The sequence below is a fragment of the Comamonas sp. lk genome (genome assembly GCF_900564145.1).
Classification (GTDB): Bacteria; Pseudomonadota; Gammaproteobacteria; order Burkholderiales; family Burkholderiaceae_C; genus Comamonas.
Window position 1 is genome coordinate 711,400 of the sequence record NZ_UOOB01000001.1, and the last position, 22,758, is coordinate 734,157.

The 22,758-nt window shown below is 54.6% G+C and carries 10 protein-coding genes, 4 tRNA genes and 6 rRNA genes; 18 read left to right on the forward strand and 2 right to left on the reverse strand.

The features are described 5' to 3' along the window. The first annotated feature begins 20 nt into the window (after nt 1–20). The 5 genes from EAO39_RS03275 (at nt 21) to EAO39_RS03295 (ending at nt 5,645) form a co-directional block, all read left to right on the forward strand. On the forward strand, nt 21–2,240 hold the full coding sequence (locus tag EAO39_RS03275) for a chemotaxis protein CheW (protein WP_120966143.1): 2,220 nt from the start codon (nt 21–23) through the stop codon (nt 2,238–2,240). Between the two features lie 93 nt (nt 2,241–2,333). Continuing rightward, nucleotides 2,334–2,822 carry a chemotaxis protein CheW gene (locus EAO39_RS03280; protein WP_120966144.1) on the forward strand — a complete coding sequence of 163 codons (489 nt, stop codon included), beginning with the start codon at nt 2,334–2,336 and terminating at the stop codon, nt 2,820–2,822. Nucleotides 2,823–2,850: 28 nt separating this feature from the next. Next, nucleotides 2,851–3,759, forward strand: coding sequence for a CheR family methyltransferase (locus EAO39_RS03285; protein WP_120966145.1), 909 nt, complete (start codon nt 2,851–2,853; stop codon nt 3,757–3,759). A gap of 91 nt (nt 3,760–3,850) precedes the next feature. Then, nucleotides 3,851–4,519 carry a chemoreceptor glutamine deamidase CheD gene (gene cheD, locus EAO39_RS03290; RefSeq protein WP_240467068.1) on the forward strand — a complete coding sequence of 223 codons (669 nt, stop codon included), beginning with the start codon at nt 3,851–3,853 and terminating at the stop codon, nt 4,517–4,519. Between the two features lie 16 nt (nt 4,520–4,535). Then, nucleotides 4,536–5,645, forward strand: coding sequence for a chemotaxis response regulator protein-glutamate methylesterase (locus EAO39_RS03295; RefSeq protein ID WP_120966147.1), 1,110 nt, complete (start codon nt 4,536–4,538; stop codon nt 5,643–5,645). 125 nt (nt 5,646–5,770) lie between these two features. On the opposite strand, the gene EAO39_RS03300 is transcribed toward EAO39_RS03295, so the two are convergent. Continuing rightward, nucleotides 5,771–7,657, reverse strand: a complete 1,887-nt coding sequence (locus tag EAO39_RS03300; RefSeq protein WP_120966148.1) for an ATP-binding cassette domain-containing protein — start codon at nt 7,655–7,657, stop codon at nt 5,771–5,773. 482 nt (nt 7,658–8,139) lie between these two features. Between EAO39_RS03300 and EAO39_RS03305 the strand changes: the two genes are divergently transcribed. The 10 genes from EAO39_RS03305 to rrf (EAO39_RS03350) all read left to right on the forward strand — a co-directional run bounded on the left by EAO39_RS03305 (nt 8,140) and on the right by rrf (EAO39_RS03350) (nt 19,161). After that, nucleotides 8,140–9,672 (forward strand): 16S ribosomal RNA (locus EAO39_RS03305). A 103-nt stretch (nt 9,673–9,775) separates the two neighbouring features. Then, a tRNA-Ile gene (locus EAO39_RS03310) sits at nt 9,776–9,852 on the forward strand. 29 nt (nt 9,853–9,881) lie between these two features. After that, nucleotides 9,882–9,957: transfer RNA gene (locus tag EAO39_RS03315), tRNA-Ala, on the forward strand. 366 nt (nt 9,958–10,323) lie between these two features. Then, nucleotides 10,324–13,203, forward strand: a 23S ribosomal RNA gene (locus tag EAO39_RS03320). A gap of 169 nt (nt 13,204–13,372) precedes the next feature. Beyond that, nucleotides 13,373–13,485 (forward strand): 5S ribosomal RNA (rrf, locus tag EAO39_RS03325). 330 nt (nt 13,486–13,815) lie between these two features. After that, nucleotides 13,816–15,348, forward strand: a 16S ribosomal RNA gene (locus EAO39_RS03330). 103 nt (nt 15,349–15,451) lie between these two features. Next, nucleotides 15,452–15,528 (forward strand) — tRNA-Ile (locus EAO39_RS03335). A gap of 29 nt (nt 15,529–15,557) precedes the next feature. Further along, nucleotides 15,558–15,633 (forward strand) — tRNA-Ala (locus EAO39_RS03340). Nucleotides 15,634–15,999: 366 nt separating this feature from the next. Then, nucleotides 16,000–18,879, forward strand: a 23S ribosomal RNA gene (locus EAO39_RS03345). A gap of 169 nt (nt 18,880–19,048) precedes the next feature. Further along, nucleotides 19,049–19,161: ribosomal RNA gene (gene rrf, locus EAO39_RS03350) — 5S ribosomal RNA — on the forward strand. The 16S, 23S and 5S rRNA genes sit together here with 4 tRNA genes alongside, the layout of an rRNA operon. 181 nt (nt 19,162–19,342) lie before the next feature. On the opposite strand, the gene EAO39_RS03355 is transcribed toward rrf (EAO39_RS03350), so the two are convergent. Next, on the reverse strand, nt 19,343–20,425 hold the full coding sequence (locus tag EAO39_RS03355; protein WP_120966149.1) for an MBL fold metallo-hydrolase: 1,083 nt from the start codon (nt 20,423–20,425) through the stop codon (nt 19,343–19,345). Between the two features lie 144 nt (nt 20,426–20,569). Here EAO39_RS03355 and EAO39_RS03360 point away from each other — a divergent pair, with 144 nt between their 5' ends. From EAO39_RS03360 to EAO39_RS03370, 3 genes are read left to right on the forward strand one after another with little or no spacing between them, the layout of a single operon-like run. Beyond that, nucleotides 20,570–20,971 carry a MerR family DNA-binding transcriptional regulator gene (locus EAO39_RS03360; protein ID WP_120966150.1) on the forward strand — a complete coding sequence of 134 codons (402 nt, stop codon included), beginning with the start codon at nt 20,570–20,572 and terminating at the stop codon, nt 20,969–20,971. Between the two features lie 55 nt (nt 20,972–21,026). Further along, nucleotides 21,027–21,482, forward strand: coding sequence for a PaaI family thioesterase (locus tag EAO39_RS03365; protein ID WP_120966151.1), 456 nt, complete (start codon nt 21,027–21,029; stop codon nt 21,480–21,482). A gap of 53 nt (nt 21,483–21,535) precedes the next feature. Then, nucleotides 21,536–22,723 (forward strand): isovaleryl-CoA dehydrogenase, encoded by a 1,188-nt coding sequence (locus tag EAO39_RS03370; RefSeq protein ID WP_120966152.1) that lies wholly within the window; start codon nt 21,536–21,538, stop codon nt 22,721–22,723. The last annotated feature ends 35 nt before the right edge of the window (nt 22,724–22,758 follow it).

Below are 22,758 nucleotides of genomic sequence, written 5' to 3' on the forward strand. Positions count from 1 at the left end.
CGAAAAAAAGCAGGAAACACATGGCTGATCTACACCAAGATGGAGCAGGCTCTGGCGCGGACTTTGACCTGAGCCAGTTCTATCAAATTTTCTTTGAGGAGGCCAGCGAGAACCTCGATCAGATGGAGAAAATGCTGGTCGGCCTGGATCTGTCAGCGGCCAATGACGAAGAGCTCAACGGAATCTTCCGCTGCGCGCACTCCATCAAGGGCGGTGCAGCCACGTTCGGTTTCTCGGATGTGACCGCTCTGACCCATCGCATGGAATCCTTGCTGGATCGCCTGCGCCGCCACGAGATCACACCCATCCCCGAGATGGTGGATGTGCTGCTGGAATCCGCAGACGCCAGTCGCAGCCTGCTGGCCCGCCACCAGGCAGGTGACGAAGGCGAAGCCGTATCGACGGCCGAGTTGGTGATGCGCATTGAAGCCCTGGCCCAAGGCCTGACGGTGATGCCTACTGTGGATCGGGGCAGCCCCGCTTCGCCGCCCGCCCCGGCCGCGGCTACGGTAGTTGCTGCACCTGTGTTTGCGCCCGCATCGGTGCCAGAACCTGAGGTACCCGCCCTGGTGAGTGCCACTGCAGCAATAGCTACCGGCCAGCCCGAAGGTGAGCGCGTGCTGCATGTGCGGATTGGGCCTTTGGCGCGCCTGGAGATGGCGGATGCCATCAAGGAGCTGTTCCGCGATATTCCGGGACTGGGCACCATCGAAGATCTGCCATCGCCCCAGAGCGACAGCCGCCTGTTTCTGGTCAGAACCTTGTCGGAAGATGACGAGTTGTGCGATCTGTTCGCCTTTCACGTTGCCAAGGAGCAGGTGCATATTTCGGCGGTGGGCGAGGAACCGGTCGAACCCCTGGAGCCGTCGCAAAGCGCTGAACCGCAAGAGATGGTGCAGCCCAGTACCGGGGAGGGCGAATTTCAGGCACTCATCCATTTGTCAGCCGAGGATGCCTACGGCTTTTTCCCGGGCGCACCCGGTGTCCCTGTAGGCAATCTTCCGGAGGCGGCGGCTTCTGTCGAGGCCGCGCATACCGCCTCACCCAAGGCGGTGGTCAAAACGGCGCAGGCCATGGAGTCCACCAGCATCCGCGTGGATATCAAAAAAGTCGATCAACTCATCAATCTGGTGGGCGAGTTGGTGATTACCCAGGCGATGCTGGCGCAGAACAGCCAGGGACTGGATACCTCCACTTATCAACAGCTGCTGGCCGGATTGGCCGACCTGGATCGCAATACGCGCGACTTGCAGGAGTCGGTGATGTCGATTCGCATGATTCCCATGTCCACCGTGTTCAGCCGCTTTCCGCGCATGTTGCGCGATCTGGCGGGCAAACTGGGCAAGAAAATTGACCTCATCACCTTGGGTGAGGCCACGGAGTTGGACAAGGGTTTGGTGGAAAAGATTACCGACCCTCTCACCCATCTGGTGCGCAACAGCGTGGATCACGGCATTGAAATGCCCGAGGACAGGCTGGCTGCTGGCAAGTCCGAGAGCGGTACATTGACGTTGGCGGCCTCTCATCAGGGAGGCTCCATCGTGATCGAGGTGCGCGATGACGGGCGCGGCATGAATCGCGAGAAAATTCTGGGCAAGGCGCGTGAACGCGGCATGGACGTTTCGGACAGCATGCCCGACAGCGAAGTCTGGCAGCTGATTTTTGCGCCTGGCTTTTCGACTGCCGAGGTGGTGACCGATGTCTCCGGCCGCGGTGTGGGCATGGATGTGGTCAAGCGCAACATCACATCGTTGGGCGGCTCGGTGGAGATTGAATCCGTGGCCGGGCGGGGCATGAAGGTATCGGTGCGCCTGCCGTTGACGCTGGCCATCATGGATGGCATGTCGGTAGGCGTGGGTCAGGAGGTCTATATCCTGCCGCTGTCCTCGGTGGTGGAGTCTTTCCAGGTCAAGAACCAGGATGTGAATACCGTGGCCAACGGCACGCAGCTGGTGAAGGTGCGGGACGAGTACATGCCGGTGATCGCGCTGGAGCGCATGTTCCAGGTTCCGCGCGAGGATGCCAGCCAGACCAGCACCATCATGGTGGTGGTCGAATCCGACGGCAGCCGTGTGGCCTTGCTGGTCGACGAGCTGCTGGGTCAGCACCAGGTGGTGGTCAAAAATCTGGAAACCAATTACCGCAAGGTACCCAATGTCTCGGGCGCCACCATCTTGGGCGATGGCTCGGTGGCGCTGATTCTGGACACGGGCTCCATGGTGCGCCGTGCCAGACATTGAAGTGATGAATCAAGGACTGACAGCGCTCAAGACCGCTGTCGGCCAATCCCATAGAGCACAGTCGCAAGCTGTGCAGACGCCAAGGAGTTGACCATGAGTGTTACCAATAAGACTGCAGACGGCATGTCCGGCGGTGCGCGCGAGTACCTGACCTTCCGCCTGGGTCAGGAGGAGTACGGCATCGACATCCTCAAGGTGCAGGAAATACGCGGCTACGAGCAGCCCACACGCATTGCCAATGCGCCCGAGTTCATCAAAGGCGTGGTCAATCTGCGCGGCACCATCGTGCCTATTGTGGACATGCGCCTGAAGTTCCATTGCTCCGAAGTGGTGTACAACAACTTCACCGTGGTCATCATCCTTAACCTGCGCAATCGCGTGGTGGGCATTGTGGTGGACTCGGTCAGTGATGTGATGGAGCTGTCTGCCGAAGCTATTCGACCTGCGCCCGATATCGAAAGCGCGATTGACAGCGGCTGTATTCTGGGGCTCGGCTCCGTGGGCGAGCGCATGCTCATCCTGTTGGATATAGAGAAGCTCATGGGCAATGTGGACATGGGCCTGGTGGCGGCTGCAGCCTGAGCCCGGCACGCACTGACAAAGGAATCCCTTGCTGACCATTGATCGCTCCTCATCTGCGTCTGCCGCTTCACCGCTGTTTGATGACGAAGACGCATCGCTGAACCCCGGCTTTGGCCCGGCGGCGCAGGGGCGCGAGTTCATCTGGTCCAACCGCGATTTTGCGAGGGTGCAGGCGCTGATCTACAAGCGCGCAGGCATCAGCCTGCATGACGGCAAGCACGCCATGGTCTATAGCCGGCTCTCGCGGCGCTTGCGCGAGACGGGGCATGAGAGCTTTTCCGCCTATCTGGACTGGCTGGAGACTATTAACGATGGTCCGGAGTGGCAGGAATTCGTCAACGCGCTGACCACCAATCTGACGTCGTTTTTCCGCGAACAGCACCATTTCGAGATACTGGCCCAGCACCTGCGCAGCAAGCCGGCAGGTACGGGGTGGAATGTGTGGTGCAGCGCGGCCTCCACCGGTGAGGAACCCTATTCGATCTTGATGACGGCGGCCGAAAATCTGGGTGGGCGTGGCAGCTTTCATCTGCTGGCCAGCGACATTGATTCACGTGTGCTGGAAACCGCCTCACGCGGGGTGTACAAGGAAGATGGCTTGAAGGGCGTGGGTACAGAGCGGCTGCATCGCTTCTTTCTGCGCGGCAAGTCTGGCAACGCGGGAATGGTGCGCATCAAGCCCGAGTTGCGCCGTATGGTCGACTTCCTCAACGTCAACCTGATAGCCGGGGAGTGGCCTTTCAAGGAGCCCTTCGATGTGGTCTTTTGCCGCAATGTCATGATTTACTTTGATGCATCGACCCAGCGCCGGGTGCTGGAGCGCATTCATCGGGTGATGAAGCCCGGCGGCTTGCTGTTTGTGGGGCATGCCGAAAATTTCAGCGATTCACGGGACTTGTTTGCTCTCAAGGGCAAGACGGTTTATGAGCGGCAATAGCTTGCCTCCCGATTCCTCGGCCCAGTGGCGGGGAGTGGTCCCGGCGCAAGGGGCTGGCGCTGCAGAACGGGGCGGGGGTAATGTGCGCACGCTGAACCATTCGCCGGTGGAGAGTGCCGTGGCTGAAGGCTCGTCTCCGGTTTCCTCTCTGGAGCAGCTCAAGCGCCGGCCGCGTCGCCCGGGCGAAGCTTCGTTTTTCTACTTCGATCCGCATTTCCAGTACAACACGGCCAAAGTCTTGCCTGGCGAGTATTTTGTCTCGCGTGAGGATATGGCCATCGTCACCGTGCTCGGCTCCTGCATTGCGGCCTGCCTGTGGGACAGAGTCATGCGCATCGGAGGCATGAACCATTTCATGCTGCCCGAAGGCGACTCGGCCGATGTATCGGGGCGCTATGGTTCCTATGCCATGGAGTTGCTGATCAATGAAATGCTCAAGCTGGGCGCGCGACGTGAATCCCTGCAGGCCAAGATTTTTGGTGGTGGCCAGGTCATGCACAACTTCGCCAGCATGAATGTGGGAGAACGCAATACGGCTTTTGTGACCGATTATTTGCAGACGGAGCGTATCCCCATCGTCTCCCGGGACGTGCTGGACATCTATCCGCGCAAAGTGGTGTTTTTTCCGGTTACAGGCAAGGCCATGGTCAAACGACTGGCCCATGCGCATCCGGAAGAGCTGGTCCTGCAGGAGCGAACACGGGGCAATGCCGCCGTGGTGGCTCGCAATACGGCAGGCGGCTCGATCGATCTGTTTTAAAAAGGTTCAAGAGGGAATGAGCAGAAAAATCCGGGTGATTGTGGTGGACGATTCTGCGCTGGTGCGCAGTTTGCTGGCCGAGATCATCAATCGTCAAACCGATATGGAGTGCATTGGCTCGGCCAATGATCCGCTGATTGCGCGCGAGATGATTCGCGACCTCAGCCCTGACGTGATTACGCTGGATGTAGAAATGCCCCACATGGACGGCATTGACTTCCTGGGTCGTCTCATGCGCTTGCGTCCCATGCCGGTGCTGATGATCTCCACGCTGACCGAGCGCGGTGCCGAAGTCACCCTGCGCGCACTGGAACTGGGAGCCATCGACTTTGTCGCCAAGCCCCGTGTGGGGGTGGCCAACGGTCTGCAGGAGCTGGCCAGCCAGATCGTGGAAAAAATCCGTGTAGCTGCCGTTGCCCATGTGCGCCGTTTGCCGGCTGCCCGCGCAGCGGTCGGTCCGGCCATGGCTGGAGCGAGCGCCGTGGTGGAAAAGTCGGCACTGGCTTCCAGTCTGCTGGGACGAGTCTCTACCGAGAAGATCATTGCGGTGGGTGCATCGACTGGAGGTACGGAAGCCATCAAGGAAGTGCTGACCCACCTGCCCGCAGACTGTCCGGGCATTGTGATTACTCAGCACATGCCGCCGGGCTTTACCACCAGCTTTGCGGCGCGGCTGAACAGCTTGTGTCTGATCACGGTCAAAGAAGCGGTGCAGGGCGAGCGCATCTTGCCCGGTCATGCCTATATTGCGCCCGGCGGCAAGCACTTTTCCATAGCGCGCAGCGGCGCCAACTATGTGGCCGTGGTCGATGACGCGCCGCCAGTGAATCGCCACAAGCCCTCGGTGGAAGTGCTGTTCAAATCGGTGGCCTCCTGTGCCGGCCGCAATGCTTTTGGCATCATGCTCACCGGCATGGGGGCTGATGGCGCTGCCGCCATGCGCGAGATGAAGGATGCGGGCAGCTACAACCTGGTGCAGGATGAAGCCAGCTGCATTGTCTTTGGCATGCCGCGCGAAGCCATTGCCCATGGCGCTGCCGATGAGGTGCTGCCACTGCAGCAAATTGCTCCAACCCTGCTGACCAAGCTCAGGAGTGGCGCAGATCACGTGCATCACCGCATCTGATGCACGTAAAAAATGAGCGCCTGGCGCTTGTTCTATATAGAGAATCGATTTTTTCCGATTCACACTCTATATATGACAAGCGCCAGGCGCTCATTTATTTGATAGCTAGCGCTAGAGACTCGGCCTTACTCGGATAGAGCACTCCAACGTTCCAGCGCAGCCATCAGCTCTTCGTCAATCTGCGCATCCCGCTGGTGCATGGCGACGGCCTTGGCGTTGTCGGAGGAAAACAGCTTGCCATCTGCCAGTGTTGCCTGAATCTGCTTTTGCTCGGTCTCCAGCGCTGCAATCTGCGCAGGCAGTGTTTCCAGCTCACGCTGCTCTTTATAGCTGAGCTTTTTCTTGGGGCTGGCCACACTCTCTACGAGGGGCGCCACAGGCTTGGCTTCTTCCTTGGGTGCGGTCTTGGGCTGGGCCGCTGCGGCAATCGCCTTGCTGCGGCGAGATTGCTCCATCCAGTCCGTCACGCCGCCTTCGTATTCACGCCAGTGGCCGGGGCCTTCCCAGGCAATGGTGCTGGTGACCACGTTGTCGAGGAAGGTGCGGTCATGGCTGACCAGGAAGACGGTACCGTCATAGCTTTGCAGCAGGTCTTCCAGCATGTCCAGCGTCTCGATGTCGAGGTCGTTGGTCGGCTCGTCCAGCACCAAGACATTGGCGGGACGGGCAAACAGACGCGCTAGCAGCAAGCGGTTGCGCTCACCACCCGACAGAGAGCGCACAGGCGAGTGCGCACGGGCGGGGGAGAACAGGAAGTCAGCCAGATAGCTCTTGACGTGCTTTTTCTGATTGCCGATCTCGATCCACTCGCTGCCGGGGCTGATGAAGTCTTCCAGCGTCGCATCCAGATCGACCTGATGGCGCATCTGGTCAAAGTAGGCCACCTGCATATTGCCGCCCTGGCGCACAGTGCCGCTGTCCGGAGCCAACTCGCCCAGAATCATCTTCAGCAGCGTTGTCTTGCCAGCGCCGTTGGGGCCGAGCAGGCCGACTTTGTCGCCACGCAAAATGGTGCCGCTGAATTTCTCTACAATCTTCTTGGCGCCGTAGGTCTTGCTGACATCGGTCAGTTCGGCCACGATCTTGCCCTGGTAGCTATCGCCCTTGCCAGATGCAATATCCATGTTCACGCTGCCCTGCACATCACGGCGTGCGGAGCGGTTGGCGCGCATTTCTTGTAGGCGGGTGATGCGGCTCTGGCTGCGGGTGCGTCGGGCTTCCACGCCCTTGCGGATCCAAATTTCTTCCTGTGCCAGCAGCTTGTCGGCTTTGGCGTTGATGACCGCCTCTTGAGCGAGCTGCTCTTCCTTTTGCAGCACGTACTGGGCAAAGTTGCCTGGGTAGGAGAGCAGGTTGCCTCGATCCAGTTCCACAATGCGGGTGGCAATGCGGTCCAGAAAGCTGCGGTCGTGGGTGATGGTGATGACGCTTCCCTTGAAAGCAATCAGCAAATCTTCCAGCCACTCAATAGAGTCTAGATCCAGGTGGTTGGTTGGTTCGTCCAGCAGCAGCACATCAGGGCGGGCCACCAAGGCTTGAGCCAGTGCCACGCGCTTGCGGGTACCGCCAGACAGGCTGCCCACCAAAGCATTGGGGTCCAGGTGCAGGCGCTGCAGTGTTTCTTCTACGCGCTGCTCCCAGTTCCAGGCGTCATAAGCCTCGATCTGGGTCTGCAGCACATCCAGATCTTCGCCCTCGCCGCCGGCCAGGTAGCGCTCGCGGACTGCAATCACTGCAGCCAGGCCATCGGATGCGGATTCGAAGATCGTGTGCTCCGGATTGAGCTCCGGCTCCTGGGCCACATAGGTAATGCGAACCCCGTTTTGAACCTGGAGTTGACCGTCGTCGGCTTTTGCCAGGCCGCCCAAAATTTTGAGCAGCGAAGACTTGCCAGCGCCATTGCGGCCGATCAGACCGACGCGCTCGCCGGTTTCCAGGGAGAAAGTAGCGTGGTCCAGCAGGGCCACGTGCCCGAACGCCAATTGAGCGTCCAACAAAGTAATCAGTGCCATCGTGAGTGCATTATCGACGGGCTCTGCGGCTTCTCTATATGAGGGTGCACTTGGCCCCATGGAACAGATGGCCCGCAAGGGCCATCTGTTCCATGTCCGGCGGTCCTTGAAAGATCGAAAAGACCTTGGCATCCGATGAAGCTTTTGTGTCAAAGCTTGCGGGTCTAGGGTTTAACCTATGCTATAGTTCAATCCATCGCAGCAAACAACTGCCTCCCAAGCTTCTGAAAAGTTCTTGCGGGCAAGGTTGAAAGTCGTGCTAAAATCAAAGGCTTCGCTGATCGCAGCAAGCAAAAAAATGAAAGCCGGTTTAGATTGGTTTTTGTTCTCGGATCCTTAACAAGATACAGCCGATAAGCGTGGGCGTTTGATGGCAAGCAGCCAAGTTCTTTAGAACTAAATCAAACGCTCATGGAAATAGAAGTGAAGTTCACTTCAATTCCGTTTTTATGAGTGAGTCGCAAGACTTTAAATTCAAGATCGAACTATAGAGTTTGATCCTGGCTCAGATTGAACGCTGGCGGCATGCTTTACACATGCAAGTCGAACGGTAACAGCACTTCGGTGGCTGACGAGTGGCGAACGGGTGAGTAATACATCGGAACGTGCCTAGTAGTGGGGGATAACTACTCGAAAGAGTAGCTAATACCGCATGAGATCTACGGATGAAAGCAGGGGACCTTCGGGCCTTGTGCTACTAGAGCGGCTGATGGCAGATTAGGTAGTTGGTGGGGTAAAGGCTCACCAAGCCAACGATCTGTAGCTGGTCTGAGAGGACGACCAGCCACACTGGAACTGAGACACGGTCCAGACTCCTACGGGAGGCAGCAGTGGGGAATTTTGGACAATGGGCGCAAGCCTGATCCAGCAATGCCGCGTGCAGGATGAAGGCCTTCGGGTTGTAAACTGCTTTTGTACAGAACGAAAAGTCTTGGGTTAATACCCTGGGACCATGACGGTACTGTAAGAATAAGCACCGGCTAACTACGTGCCAGCAGCCGCGGTAATACGTAGGGTGCAAGCGTTAATCGGAATTACTGGGCGTAAAGCGTGCGCAGGCGGTTATGTAAGACAGAGGTGAAATCCCCGGGCTCAACCTGGGAACGGCCTTTGTGACTGCATAGCTAGAGTACGGTAGAGGGGGATGGAATTCCGCGTGTAGCAGTGAAATGCGTAGATATGCGGAGGAACACCGATGGCGAAGGCAATCCCCTGGACCTGTACTGACGCTCATGCACGAAAGCGTGGGGAGCAAACAGGATTAGATACCCTGGTAGTCCACGCCCTAAACGATGTCAACTGGTTGTTGGGTCTTAACTGACTCAGTAACGAAGCTAACGCGTGAAGTTGACCGCCTGGGGAGTACGGCCGCAAGGTTGAAACTCAAAGGAATTGACGGGGACCCGCACAAGCGGTGGATGATGTGGTTTAATTCGATGCAACGCGAAAAACCTTACCCACCTTTGACATGTACGGAATCCTTTAGAGATAGAGGAGTGCTCGAAAGAGAGCCGTAACACAGGTGCTGCATGGCTGTCGTCAGCTCGTGTCGTGAGATGTTGGGTTAAGTCCCGCAACGAGCGCAACCCTTGCCATTAGTTGCTACATTTAGTTGAGCACTCTAATGGGACTGCCGGTGACAAACCGGAGGAAGGTGGGGATGACGTCAAGTCCTCATGGCCCTTATAGGTGGGGCTACACACGTCATACAATGGCTGGTACAAAGGGTTGCCAACCCGCGAGGGGGAGCTAATCCCATAAAGCCAGTCGTAGTCCGGATCGCCGTCCGCAATTCGACTGCGACAAGCCGGAATCGCCAGTAATCGTAGACCAGGACGACACGGTGAATACGTTCCCGGGTGTTGTACACTCCGCCCGTCACACCATGGGAGCGGGTCTCGCCAGAAGTAGGTAGCCTAACCGCAAGGAGGGCGCTTACCACGGCGGGGTTCGTGACTGGGGTGAAGTCGTAACAAGGTAGCCGTATCGGAAGGTGCGGCTGGATCACCTCCTTTCTGGAAAACCGCTGCTTCAATTGAACGCCCACACTTATCGGTTGTTGGAACAAGCCAAGGCTTGGTAGATGAGAAGAGATTCTTGCTTGCCGGGTTGAGGAATGGGTCTGTAGCTCAGCTGGTTAGAGCACTGTGTTGATAACGCAGGGGTCGTTGGTTCGAGCCCAACTAGACCCACCATAAATTCCAACGCCAGGTTAGAGGATCCCGGGGGATTAGCTCAGCTGGGAGAGCACCTGCTTTGCAAGCAGGGGGTCGTCGGTTCGATCCCGTCATCCTCCACCAAAACCTAGTGCCTGAGGGTGCTATAATCGAAGGCTCTTCAATACAAAAGCAGTCTGGCTTCAGACTGCTTTTGTATTGATCAATCTGATCAATAGGCTGTTCTTTAAAAATTCATAGAGTCGAAATCAGCGTTGCTGGTGGAAACTGCACATTCGTAAAGGTTTAGTGCAGACCGTGCCACCAGCAACAATTTTGATTGCGTCAAAACAAATATTTTGCGAAAGCAAAGATATTTAGTAATGACGAATATCTCCAAGATAGCAATATCGAGGAATTATTCACATTACGGCATAACGCGTGAGGTGTGAGACCTCACCAGTCTTTGATTTTGATTTTGTTGTTTCGCAAGAGACATCAAAGTTATAGGGTCAAGTGACTAAGAGCATATGGTGGATGCCTTGGCGATTACAGGCGACGAAAGACGTGATAGCCTGCGATAAGCTTCGGGGAGCTGGCAAATAAGCTTTGATCCGGAGATTTCTGAATGGGGAAACCCACCTAGCAATAGGTATCGCAACCTGAATACATAGGGTTGCGAGGCGAACCTGGAGAACTGAAACATCTAAGTACCCAGAGGAAAAGACATCAACCGAGATTCCGATAGTAGTGGCGAGCGAATTCGGAACAGCCTTCTAGTGATAGTCAGATTGCTAACAAAACGGAATGGAAAGTCCGGCCATAGTGGGTGATAGCCCCGTATGTGAAAGCAGTTTGGTGGTACTAGGCTAGAGAAAAGTAGGGCGGGGCACGAGAAACCTTGTCTGAATATGGGGGGACCATCCTCCAAGGCTAAATACTCGTAATCGACCGATAGTGAACCAGTACCGTGAGGGAAAGGCGAAAAGAACCCCGGGAGGGGAGTGAAATAGATCCTGAAACCGTATGCTTACAAAAAGTCGGAGCCTCGTAAGGGGTGACGGCGTACCTTTTGTATAATGGGTCAGCGACTTACATTCAGTGGCAAGCTTAACCGAATAGGGGAGGCGAAGAGAAATCGAGTCCGAATAGGGCGTCTAGTCGCTGGGTGTAGACCCGAAACCAAGTGATCTATCCATGGCCAGGATGAAGGTGCCGTAACAGGTACTGGAGGTCCGAACCCACTAGTGTTGCAAAACTAGGGGATGAGCTGTGGATAGGGGTGAAAGGCTAAACAAACTTGGAAATAGCTGGTTCTCTCCGAAAACTATTTAGGTAGTGCCTCAAGTATTACCGTCGGGGGTAGAGCACTGTTTAGGCTAGGGGGTCATGGCGACTTACCAAACCTATGCAAACTCCGAATACCGACGAGTACAGCTTGGGAGACAGAGCACCGGGTGCTAACGTCCGGACTCAAGAGGGAAACAACCCAGACCGCCAGCTAAGGTCCCTAAAATTGGCTAAGTGGGAAACGAAGTGGGAAGGCTAAAACAGTCAGGATGTTGGCTTAGAAGCAGCCATCATTTAAAGAAAGCGTAATAGCTCACTGATCGAGTCGTCCTGCGCGGAAGATGTAACGGGGCTAAGCCAGTTACCGAAGCTGCGGATGTGCAATTTATTGCACGTGGTAGGAGAGCGTTCTGTAAGCCTGTGAAGGTGTCTGGTAACGGATGCTGGAGGTATCAGAAGTGCGAATGCTGACATGAGTAGCGTTAAAGGGGGTGAAAAGCCCCCTCGCCGTAAGCGCAAGGTTTCCTACGCAACGTTCATCGGCGTAGGGTAAGTCGGCCCCTAAGGTGAGGCAGAGATGCGTAACTGATGGGAAACAGGTCAATATTCCTGTACCGATATGTAGTGCGATGTGGGGACGGAGAAGGTTAGCTCAGCCAACTGTTGGAAATGTTGGTTCAAGCCTGTAGTCATGCCTGGTAGGCAAATCCGCCGGGCTAAGATGAGGGGTGATAACGAGTCTGCTTGCAGACGAAGTGAGTGATACCCTGCTTCCAGGAAAAGCCACTAAGCTTCAGCTACATACGACCGTACCGCAAACCGACACTGGTGCGCGAGATGAGTATTCTAAGGCGCTTGAGAGAACTCAGGAGAAGGAACTCGGCAAATTAACACCGTAACTTCGGGAGAAGGTGTACCCCTAGTAAGTGAAGTTGTACAAATGGAGCTAAACGGGGTTGCAAAGAATAGGTGGCTGCGACTGTTTAATAAAAACACAGCACTCTGCAAACACGAAAGTGGACGTATAGGGTGTGACGCCTGCCCGGTGCTGGAAGATTAAATGATGGGGTGCAAGCTCTTGATTGAAGTCCCAGTAAACGGCGGCCGTAACTATAACGGTCCTAAGGTAGCGAAATTCCTTGTCGGGTAAGTTCCGACCTGCACGAATGGCGTAACGATGGCCACACTGTCTCCTCCTGAGACTCAGCGAAGTTGAAATGTTTGTGATGATGCAATCTCCCCGCGGAAAGACGGAAAGACCCCATGAACCTTTACTGTAGCTTTGTATTGGACTTTGAACAGATCTGTGTAGGATAGGTGGGAGGCTTTGAAGTGTGGTCGCTAGATCACATGGAGCCAACGTTGAAATACCACCCTGGTGTGTTTGAGGTTCTAACCTTGGTCCATTATCTGGATCGGGGACAGTGCATGGTAGGCAGTTTGACTGGGGCGGTCTCCTCCCAAAGCGTAACGGAGGAGTTCGAAGGTACGCTAGTTACGGTCGGACATCGTGACGATAGTGCAATGGCATAAGCGTGCTTAACTGCGAGACTGACAAGTCGAGCAGATGCGAAAGCAGGACATAGTGATCCGGTGGTTCTGTATGGAAGGGCCATCGCTCAACGGATAAAAGGTACTCTGGGGATAACAGGCTGATACCGCCCAAGAGTTCATATCGACGGCGGTGTTTGGCACCTCGATGTCGGCTCATCTCATCCTGGGGCTGTAGTCGGTCCCAAGGGTATGGCTGTTCGCCATTTAAAGAGGTACGTGAGCTGGGTTTAAAACGTCGTGAGACAGTTTGGTCCCTATCTTCCGTGGGCGCTGCAGATTTGAGGAAGCCTGCTCCTAGTACGAGAGGACCGGAGTGGACACACCTCTGGTGTATCGGTTGTCACGCCAGTGGCATTGCCGAGTAGCTAAGTGTGGAAGAGATAACCGCTGAAAGCATCTAAGCGGGAAACTCGTTTCAAGATGAGATCTGCCGGGGCCTTGAGCCCCCTAAAGAGTCGTTCGAGACCAGGACGTTGATAGGTCAGGTGTGGAAGCGCAGTAATGCGTTAAGCTAACTGATACTAATTGCTCGTGAGGCTTGACCCTATAACTTTGATTGAGAAATCAAGGTGAAGACTGAACGTGAAAGCGTTCAAGTTATGCCAGGCGCAATCAAAAGATAAAAAAGCTGATAAAGACTCTATGAATTCGTTGGATTGAAGGTGGCTTGATCAAGAAGTTGATTGAGGGCCTTGGATCTGACAAAAAGTTTATGCCTGATGACCATAGCGATTTGGTACCACTCCTTCCCATCCCGAACAGGACAGTGAAACGAATTTGCGCCGATGATAGTGCGGGTTCCCGTGTGAAAGTAGGTCATCGTCAGGCTCTTACGCCTAAACGCCCGGCTCAGCGCCGGGCGTTTTCTTCTCCTTCTTCGCAATGAAGGATGAGAAGAAAACGCCAAAACGTTTAAAAGCATGGCGAAAGTCGTGCTAAAATCAAAGGCTTCGCTGATCGCAGCAAGCAAAAAAATGAAAGCCGGTTTAGATTGGTTTTTGTTCTCGGATCCTTAACAAGATACAGCCGATAAGCGTGGGCGTTTGATGGCAAGCAGCCAAGTTCTTTAGAACTAAATCAAACGCTCATGGAAATAGAAGTGAAGTTCACTTCAATTCCGTTTTTATGAGTGAGTCGCAAGACTTTAAATTCAAGATCGAACTATAGAGTTTGATCCTGGCTCAGATTGAACGCTGGCGGCATGCTTTACACATGCAAGTCGAACGGTAACAGCACTTCGGTGGCTGACGAGTGGCGAACGGGTGAGTAATACATCGGAACGTGCCTAGTAGTGGGGGATAACTACTCGAAAGAGTAGCTAATACCGCATGAGATCTACGGATGAAAGCAGGGGACCTTCGGGCCTTGTGCTACTAGAGCGGCTGATGGCAGATTAGGTAGTTGGTGGGGTAAAGGCTCACCAAGCCAACGATCTGTAGCTGGTCTGAGAGGACGACCAGCCACACTGGAACTGAGACACGGTCCAGACTCCTACGGGAGGCAGCAGTGGGGAATTTTGGACAATGGGCGCAAGCCTGATCCAGCAATGCCGCGTGCAGGATGAAGGCCTTCGGGTTGTAAACTGCTTTTGTACAGAACGAAAAGTCTTGGGTTAATACCCTGGGACCATGACGGTACTGTAAGAATAAGCACCGGCTAACTACGTGCCAGCAGCCGCGGTAATACGTAGGGTGCAAGCGTTAATCGGAATTACTGGGCGTAAAGCGTGCGCAGGCGGTTATGTAAGACAGAGGTGAAATCCCCGGGCTCAACCTGGGAACGGCCTTTGTGACTGCATAGCTAGAGTACGGTAGAGGGGGATGGAATTCCGCGTGTAGCAGTGAAATGCGTAGATATGCGGAGGAACACCGATGGCGAAGGCAATCCCCTGGACCTGTACTGACGCTCATGCACGAAAGCGTGGGGAGCAAACAGGATTAGATACCCTGGTAGTCCACGCCCTAAACGATGTCAACTGGTTGTTGGGTCTTAACTGACTCAGTAACGAAGCTAACGCGTGAAGTTGACCGCCTGGGGAGTACGGCCGCAAGGTTGAAACTCAAAGGAATTGACGGGGACCCGCACAAGCGGTGGATGATGTGGTTTAATTCGATGCAACGCGAAAAACCTTACCCACCTTTGACATGTACGGAATCCTTTAGAGATAGAGGAGTGCTCGAAAGAGAGCCGTAACACAGGTGCTGCATGGCTGTCGTCAGCTCGTGTCGTGAGATGTTGGGTTAAGTCCCGCAACGAGCGCAACCCTTGCCATTAGTTGCTACATTTAGTTGAGCACTCTAATGGGACTGCCGGTGACAAACCGGAGGAAGGTGGGGATGACGTCAAGTCCTCATGGCCCTTATAGGTGGGGCTACACACGTCATACAATGGCTGGTACAAAGGGTTGCCAACCCGCGAGGGGGAGCTAATCCCATAAAGCCAGTCGTAGTCCGGATCGCAGTCTGCAACTCGACTGCGTGAAGTCGGAATCGCTAGTAATCGTGGATCAGAATGTCACGGTGAATACGTTCCCGGGTCTTGTACACACCGCCCGTCACACCATGGGAGCGGGTCTCGCCAGAAGTAGGTAGCCTAACCGCAAGGAGGGCGCTTACCACGGCGGGGTTCGTGACTGGGGTGAAGTCGTAACAAGGTAGCCGTATCGGAAGGTGCGGCTGGATCACCTCCTTTCTGGAAAACCGCTGCTTCAATTGAACGCCCACACTTATCGGTTGTTGGAACAAGCCAAGGCTTGGTAGATGAGAAGAGATTCTTGCTTGCCGGGTTGAGGAATGGGTCTGTAGCTCAGCTGGTTAGAGCACTGTGTTGATAACGCAGGGGTCGTTGGTTCGAGCCCAACTAGACCCACCATAAATTCCAACGCCAGGTTAGAGGATCCCGGGGGATTAGCTCAGCTGGGAGAGCACCTGCTTTGCAAGCAGGGGGTCGTCGGTTCGATCCCGTCATCCTCCACCAAAACCTAGTGCCTGAGGGTGCTATAATCGAAGGCTCTTCAATACAAAAGCAGTCTGGCTTCAGACTGCTTTTGTATTGATCAATCTGATCAATAGGCTGTTCTTTAAAAATTCATAGAGTCGAAATCAGCGTTGCTGGTGGAAACTGCACATTCGTAAAGGTTTAGTGCAGACCGTGCCACCAGCAACAATTTTGATTGCGTCAAAACAAATATTTTGCGAAAGCAAAGATATTTAGTAATGACGAATATCTCCAAGATAGCAATATCGAGGAATTATTCACATTACGGCATAACGCGTGAGGTGTGAGACCTCACCAGTCTTTGATTTTGATTTTGTTGTTTCGCAAGAGACATCAAAGTTATAGGGTCAAGTGACTAAGAGCATATGGTGGATGCCTTGGCGATTACAGGCGACGAAAGACGTGATAGCCTGCGATAAGCTTCGGGGAGCTGGCAAATAAGCTTTGATCCGGAGATTTCTGAATGGGGAAACCCACCTAGCAATAGGTATCGCAACCTGAATACATAGGGTTGCGAGGCGAACCTGGAGAACTGAAACATCTAAGTACCCAGAGGAAAAGACATCAACCGAGATTCCGATAGTAGTGGCGAGCGAATTCGGAACAGCCTTCTAGTGATAGTCAGATTGCTAACAAAACGGAATGGAAAGTCCGGCCATAGTGGGTGATAGCCCCGTATGTGAAAGCAGTTTGGTGGTACTAGGCTAGAGAAAAGTAGGGCGGGGCACGAGAAACCTTGTCTGAATATGGGGGGACCATCCTCCAAGGCTAAATACTCGTAATCGACCGATAGTGAACCAGTACCGTGAGGGAAAGGCGAAAAGAACCCCGGGAGGGGAGTGAAATAGATCCTGAAACCGTATGCTTACAAAAAGTCGGAGCCTCGTAAGGGGTGACGGCGTACCTTTTGTATAATGGGTCAGCGACTTACATTCAGTGGCAAGCTTAACCGAATAGGGGAGGCGAAGAGAAATCGAGTCCGAATAGGGCGTCTAGTCGCTGGGTGTAGACCCGAAACCAAGTGATCTATCCATGGCCAGGATGAAGGTGCCGTAACAGGTACTGGAGGTCCGAACCCACTAGTGTTGCAAAACTAGGGGATGAGCTGTGGATAGGGGTGAAAGGCTAAACAAACTTGGAAATAGCTGGTTCTCTCCGAAAACTATTTAGGTAGTGCCTCAAGTATTACCGTCGGGGGTAGAGCACTGTTTAGGCTAGGGGGTCATGGCGACTTACCAAACCTATGCAAACTCCGAATACCGACGAGTACAGCTTGGGAGACAGAGCACCGGGTGCTAACGTCCGGACTCAAGAGGGAAACAACCCAGACCGCCAGCTAAGGTCCCTAAAATTGGCTAAGTGGGAAACGAAGTGGGAAGGCTAAAACAGTCAGGATGTTGGCTTAGAAGCAGCCATCATTTAAAGAAAGCGTAATAGCTCACTGATCGAGTCGTCCTGCGCGGAAGATGTAACGGGGCTAAGCCAGTTACCGAAGCTGCGGATGTGCAATTTATTGCACGTGGTAGGAGAGCGTTCTGTAAGCCTGTGAAGGTGTCTGGTAACGGATGCTGGAGGTATCAGAAGTGCGAATGCTGACATGAGTAGCGTTAAAGGGGGTGAAAAGCCCCCTCGCCGTAAGCGCAAGGTTTCCTACGCAACGTTCATCGGCGTAGGGTAAGTCGGCCCCTAAGGTGAGGCAGAGATGCGTAACTGATGGGAAACAGGTCAATATTCCTGTACCGATATGTAGTGCGATGTGGGGACGGAGAAGGTTAGCTCAGCCAACTGTTGGAAATGTTGGTTCAAGCCTGTAGTCATGCCTGGTAGGCAAATCCGCCGGGCTAAGATGAGGGGTGATAACGAGTCTGCTTGCAGACGAAGTGAGTGATACCCTGCTTCCAGGAAAAGCCACTAAGCTTCAGCTACATACGACCGTACCGCAAACCGACACTGGTGCGCGAGATGAGTATTCTAAGGCGCTTGAGAGAACTCAGGAGAAGGAACTCGGCAAATTAACACCGTAACTTCGGGAGAAGGTGTACCCCTAGTAAGTGAAGTTGTACAAATGGAGCTAAACGGGGTTGCAAAGAATAGGTGGCTGCGACTGTTTAATAAAAACACAGCACTCTGCAAACACGAAAGTGGACGTATAGGGTGTGACGCCTGCCCGGTGCTGGAAGATTAAATGATGGGGTGCAAGCTCTTGATTGAAGTCCCAGTAAACGGCGGCCGTAACTATAACGGTCCTAAGGTAGCGAAATTCCTTGTCGGGTAAGTTCCGACCTGCACGAATGGCGTAACGATGGCCACACTGTCTCCTCCTGAGACTCAGCGAAGTTGAAATGTTTGTGATGATGCAATCTCCCCGCGGAAAGACGGAAAGACCCCATGAACCTTTACTGTAGCTTTGTATTGGACTTTGAACAGATCTGTGTAGGATAGGTGGGAGGCTTTGAAGTGTGGTCGCTAGATCACATGGAGCCAACGTTGAAATACCACCCTGGTGTGTTTGAGGTTCTAACCTTGGTCCATTATCTGGATCGGGGACAGTGCATGGTAGGCAGTTTGACTGGGGCGGTCTCCTCCCAAAGCGTAACGGAGGAGTTCGAAGGTACGCTAGTTACGGTCGGACATCGTGACGATAGTGCAATGGCATAAGCGTGCTTAACGGCGCCACTGACAAGTCGAGCAGATGCGAAAGCAGGACACACTGATCCGGTGGTTCTGTGTGCAAGGGCCATGGCTCAACGGATAAAAGGTACTCTGGGGATAACAGGCTGATACCGCCCAAGAGTTCATATCGACGGCGGTGTTTGGCACCTCGATGTCGGCTCATCTCATCCTGGGGCTGTAGTCGGTCCCAAGGGTATGGCTGTTCGCCATTTAAAGAGGTACGTGAGCTGGGTTTAAAACGTCGTGAGACAGTTTGGTCCCTATCTTCCGTGGGCGCTGCAGATTTGAGGAAGCCTGCTCCTAGTACGAGAGGACCGGAGTGGACACACCTCTGGTGTATCGGTTGTCACGCCAGTGGCATTGCCGAGTAGCTAAGTGTGGAAGAGATAACCGCTGAAAGCATCTAAGCGGGAAACTCGTTTCAAGATGAGATCTGCCGGGGCCTTGAGCCCCCTAAAGAGTCGTTCGAGACCAGGACGTTGATAGGTCAGGTGTGGAAGCGCAGTAATGCGTTAAGCTAACTGATACTAATTGCTCGTGAGGCTTGACCCTATAACTTTGATTGAGAAATCAAGGTGAAGACTGAACGTGAAAGCGTTCAAGTTATGCCAGGCGCAATCAAAAGATAAAAAAGCTGATAAAGACTCTATGAATTCGTTGGATTGAAGGTGGCTTGATCAAGAAGTTGATTGAGAGCCTTGGATCTGACAAAAAGTTTATGCCTGATGACCATAGCGATTTGGTACCACTCCTTCCCATCCCGAACAGGACAGTGAAACGAATTTGCGCCGATGATAGTGCGGGTTCCCGTGTGAAAGTAGGTCATCGTCAGGCTCTTACAGTGAAAACCCCGTAGTCGAAAGGCTGCGGGGTTTTTTTATGGTGGCGGCGAAAAAGCGGTCGAAAAAGCGATAGTGGTCAGTGCTTGCTGCATAAGCGATGCAATCATGAAATACCGCAGACCCAATAAAAAGAGAGCGCTATGCGCTCTCTTTTTATTGGGTGAATGAAGCTGCTATTTCGGCTGAGGCAGTGAGAAGCGCAACACACCTTGCGGATCCTCGCGGCGCTGCAATTGCTGCTTGAACCAGAGGTAATGCAAGTGGGCCAGAGCTTCACCCATGGCGAAGGTGGTCTGGTGTGCATCCAGTTTGCGTTTGAAGAGTAAGGGAAGGATGTCGGCGGCACTGAGCTCCTTGCCCGGAACGGTCTGAAGAATGCCGTTCAGATGCTCTTGGTGATGATCGAGCAGCTGTTGTACGCGGGTATGCAGGCCGTTAAAAGGCTTGCCGTGGGACGGCAGCACAAAGGTATCCTCCGGCAAATCAAAGTAGCGCTTGAGCGAATCCATGAACAGCTGCAATGGGTTGGCTTCTGGTTCGCTGGCATGCACGCTGACATTGGCGGAGATGCGGGGCAGGACCATATCGCCGCTGATCAGCAGGTTCAGATCCTGGTTGTACAGAGCGATGTGTTCAGGTGCATGGCCATAACCGGCGATGCATTGCCATGAATGGCCTCCGATGCTCAGCGAATCGCGATCCAGGAGGCGGTGGTATGACTGGGGCAGTTTGTGCACCAAAGACGAGTAATAACTGCGGCGGCCGCGAACGTGGCCGAGAAAGCCTTCATCGCGCAGGCCGTGCAGCTCATAGAACCTGGTGCCGGACTCGCCGCCGAAGCCGTCATGGTCGGTCATGGCAACGCGGGCGACGTTGATGTCGGTGGCGCTGATGAAGAGCGGCGCTTGCCAGCGTTCGCAAAGCCAGCCGGCCAGACCAATATGGTCCGGATGCATATGGGTGACGATGACGCGCAAAATGGGCAAGCCTTCGAGCCGCTTGTCGAAGATGGCATTCCACTGGGCTTGCGATTGCGGGCTGTTGACGCAGCAGTCCACCACGGTCCAGCCTTCGCGTAGCGTGCCAAAGCGGTCTTCCATGCGGTCGCGTATCAGCCAGAGATTGATATGGTCCAGCGCAAAGGGCAGGCTCATGCGCAGCCAAAAAGTGCCCGGTGCGACCTCCATGGTTTCTGACTCGCCGGGGATTGCATCGCCCAGAGGGTAGTGGAGTGCTGATTCTTGGGTCTGGGTCATGGTGGGCCTGCTTATCGATTACATTGACGTTAACGTTAACGTAAACGTCAGTATTAACAACCCATTGTAGAGAGCTTCGGCGTATGCACAGTCGCACGTGTGATGGATGTGCCGCTCTTCAGCTCCTGCCAACCATATCTTGCTATGTCGACCAGTTACACCATCAGCGATCTTGCCAAGGAGTTTGATCTCACCACGCGGGCCATCCGTTTTTATGAGGATATGGGCTTGCTGCAGCCCGAGCGCTCGGGAGCGGCGGGGCGCAACCGCGTTTATTCGCCCCGTGATCGCGCGCGTCTGCGGTTGACCTTGCGTGCCAAGCGCCTGGGACTGTCGCTGACAGAGGCCAAGGAAATCATTGAGCTGTATGACAGCCCGCGTGATACCGGCGTGCAGCTGCAAAAATTTCTCGATGTGCTGGCCGTGCATCGCAAGCAACTGGAGTCGCAGATGGCGGATCTGCAAGCCACGCTGGATGAGGTGCGCGAGCAGGAAAAAGAGGCGCGTACGCTGCTCAAGAAGACTTCCGGCAAAAGTGCTGCATAATTGACGTTTACGTAAACGTCAATTCTCTGAATTTCTTGAACCGGAAGCAGACCAGATGCCAGCCTTGACCTCGGAAGACGTGGATTTTGAGCAGCGTGTGCGTGAGAGCTTTGCCCTGCAAGGTGCGATGCAGACCCTGGGCGCAGAACTGAGCCGCATTGAGCCGGGCGTTGTGGATATCAGCCTAGCCTGGGCACAAGGGCTGACGCAGCAGCACGGTTTTCTGCATGCCGGCATGGTCTCCACGGCGCTGGATTCCGCCTGTGGTTATGCGGGGCTGACGCAAATGCCTGCCAGCGCTGCGGTTTTAACCATCGAGTTCAAGATCAATCTGCTGGCTCCTGCCAAAGGCCAGCGCTTTCGCATGGAAGGGCGGGTGATCAAGCCCGGCCGGACCATCACCGTCACCGAAGGCCGTGCCTATGCGATCGATAACGGCCAAGAAAAATTGATAGCAACCATGGGCTGCACCCTGATGGCGGTGCAAGGCCGTGCAGGTCTGAGCGACTGAAACGGCCGACTTTTTCAACTCATTGTTCAATACAAAACCGATAGGAGACAACCATGAGCCTTAGCAATCTGCCTGGACTGAACTTTCAACTGGGTGAAGACATTGATGCCCTGCGTGATGCGGTGCGTGAATTTGCCCAAAGCGAAATCGCTCCGCGTGCAGCGGAGATTGACCGCAACGACCAGTTCCCCATGGACTTGTGGCGCAAGTTCGGCGATCTGGGGGTGTTGGGCATTACCGTCTCCGAGCAGTATGGCGGTGCGGATATGGGCTATCTGGCCCATATGGTGGCCATGGAGGAGATCTCCCGCGCCAGCGCTTCGGTGGGCCTGTCCTATGGCGCGCACAGCAATCTGTGCGTGAACCAGATCAATCGCAACGGCAACGAGGCACAAAAAGCCAAGTACCTGCCCAAGCTGATCAGCGGCGAGCATGTGGGTGCGCTGGCCATGAGCGAGCCGGGCGCTGGCTCCGATGTGATCAGCATGAAGCTCAAGGCGGAAGACAAGGGCGGTTACTACCTGCTCAACGGCAGCAAGATGTGGATTACCAACGGCCCCGATGCAGACACGCTGGTGGTCTATGCCAAGACCGAACCGCAGATGGGCGCAAGAGGCGTGACGGCATTTCTGATCGAAAAAGGCATGAAGGGCTTCTCGGTTGCGCAAAAGCTGGACAAGCTGGGCATGCGAGGCAGTCACACGGGCGAGCTGGTGTTCGAAAACGTGGAGGTGCCGGCAGAAAACATCCTTGGCGGTCTGAACATGGGCGCCAAGGTGCTGATGAGCGGGCTGGATTACGAGCGTGCCGTGCTCACCGGCGGGCCGCTGGGCATCATGCAAAGCGTGATGGACAATGTGGTCCCCTATATCCATGACCGCAAGCAGTTTGGCCAGAGCATTGGTGAGTTTCAGCTCATCCAGGGCAAGGTGGCCGATATGTACACCGTGCTGCAAGCAGGCCGTTCTTTTGCTTATACGGTCGCTAAAACCCTGGATCTGCTGGGAACCGACCATGTGCGTCAGGTACGCAAGGATTGCGCCAGCGTGATTCTGTGGTGTGCCGAGAAGGCCACATGGATGGCCGGCGAAGGCGTGCAAATCTATGGCGGTAATGGGTATATCAACGAGTATCCGCTGGGCCGACTCTGGCGAGATGCGAAACTCTATGAGATTGGCGCTGGCACCAGCGAAATTCGCCGCATGTTGATTGGCCGCGAATTGTTCGCTGAAACCTGCTGATAAAGCGGGCCGTAACAGGATTGCTGCGCCGTCAT

Excerpts from the sequence above, each read along its gene's own strand:
- EAO39_RS03275 (WP_120966143.1), top strand. The coding sequence starts at position 21 with ATGGCTGATCTACACCAAGATGGAGCAGGCTCTGGCGCGGACTTTGAC.
- EAO39_RS03280 (WP_120966144.1), top strand. The coding sequence starts at position 2,334 with ATGAGTGTTACCAATAAGACTGCAGACGGCATGTCCGGCGGTGCGCGC.
- EAO39_RS03295 (WP_120966147.1), top strand. The coding sequence starts at position 4,536 with ATGAGCAGAAAAATCCGGGTGATTGTGGTGGACGATTCTGCGCTGGTG.
- EAO39_RS03300 (WP_120966148.1), bottom strand. The coding sequence starts at position 7,657 with ATGGCACTGATTACTTTGTTGGACGCTCAATTGGCGTTCGGGCACGTG.
- EAO39_RS03355 (WP_120966149.1), bottom strand. The coding sequence starts at position 20,425 with ATGACCCAGACCCAAGAATCAGCACTCCACTACCCTCTGGGCGATGCA.
- EAO39_RS03360 (WP_120966150.1), top strand. The coding sequence starts at position 20,570 with ATGTCGACCAGTTACACCATCAGCGATCTTGCCAAGGAGTTTGATCTC.
- EAO39_RS03365 (WP_120966151.1), top strand. The coding sequence starts at position 21,027 with ATGCCAGCCTTGACCTCGGAAGACGTGGATTTTGAGCAGCGTGTGCGT.
- EAO39_RS03370 (WP_120966152.1), top strand. The coding sequence starts at position 21,536 with ATGAGCCTTAGCAATCTGCCTGGACTGAACTTTCAACTGGGTGAAGAC.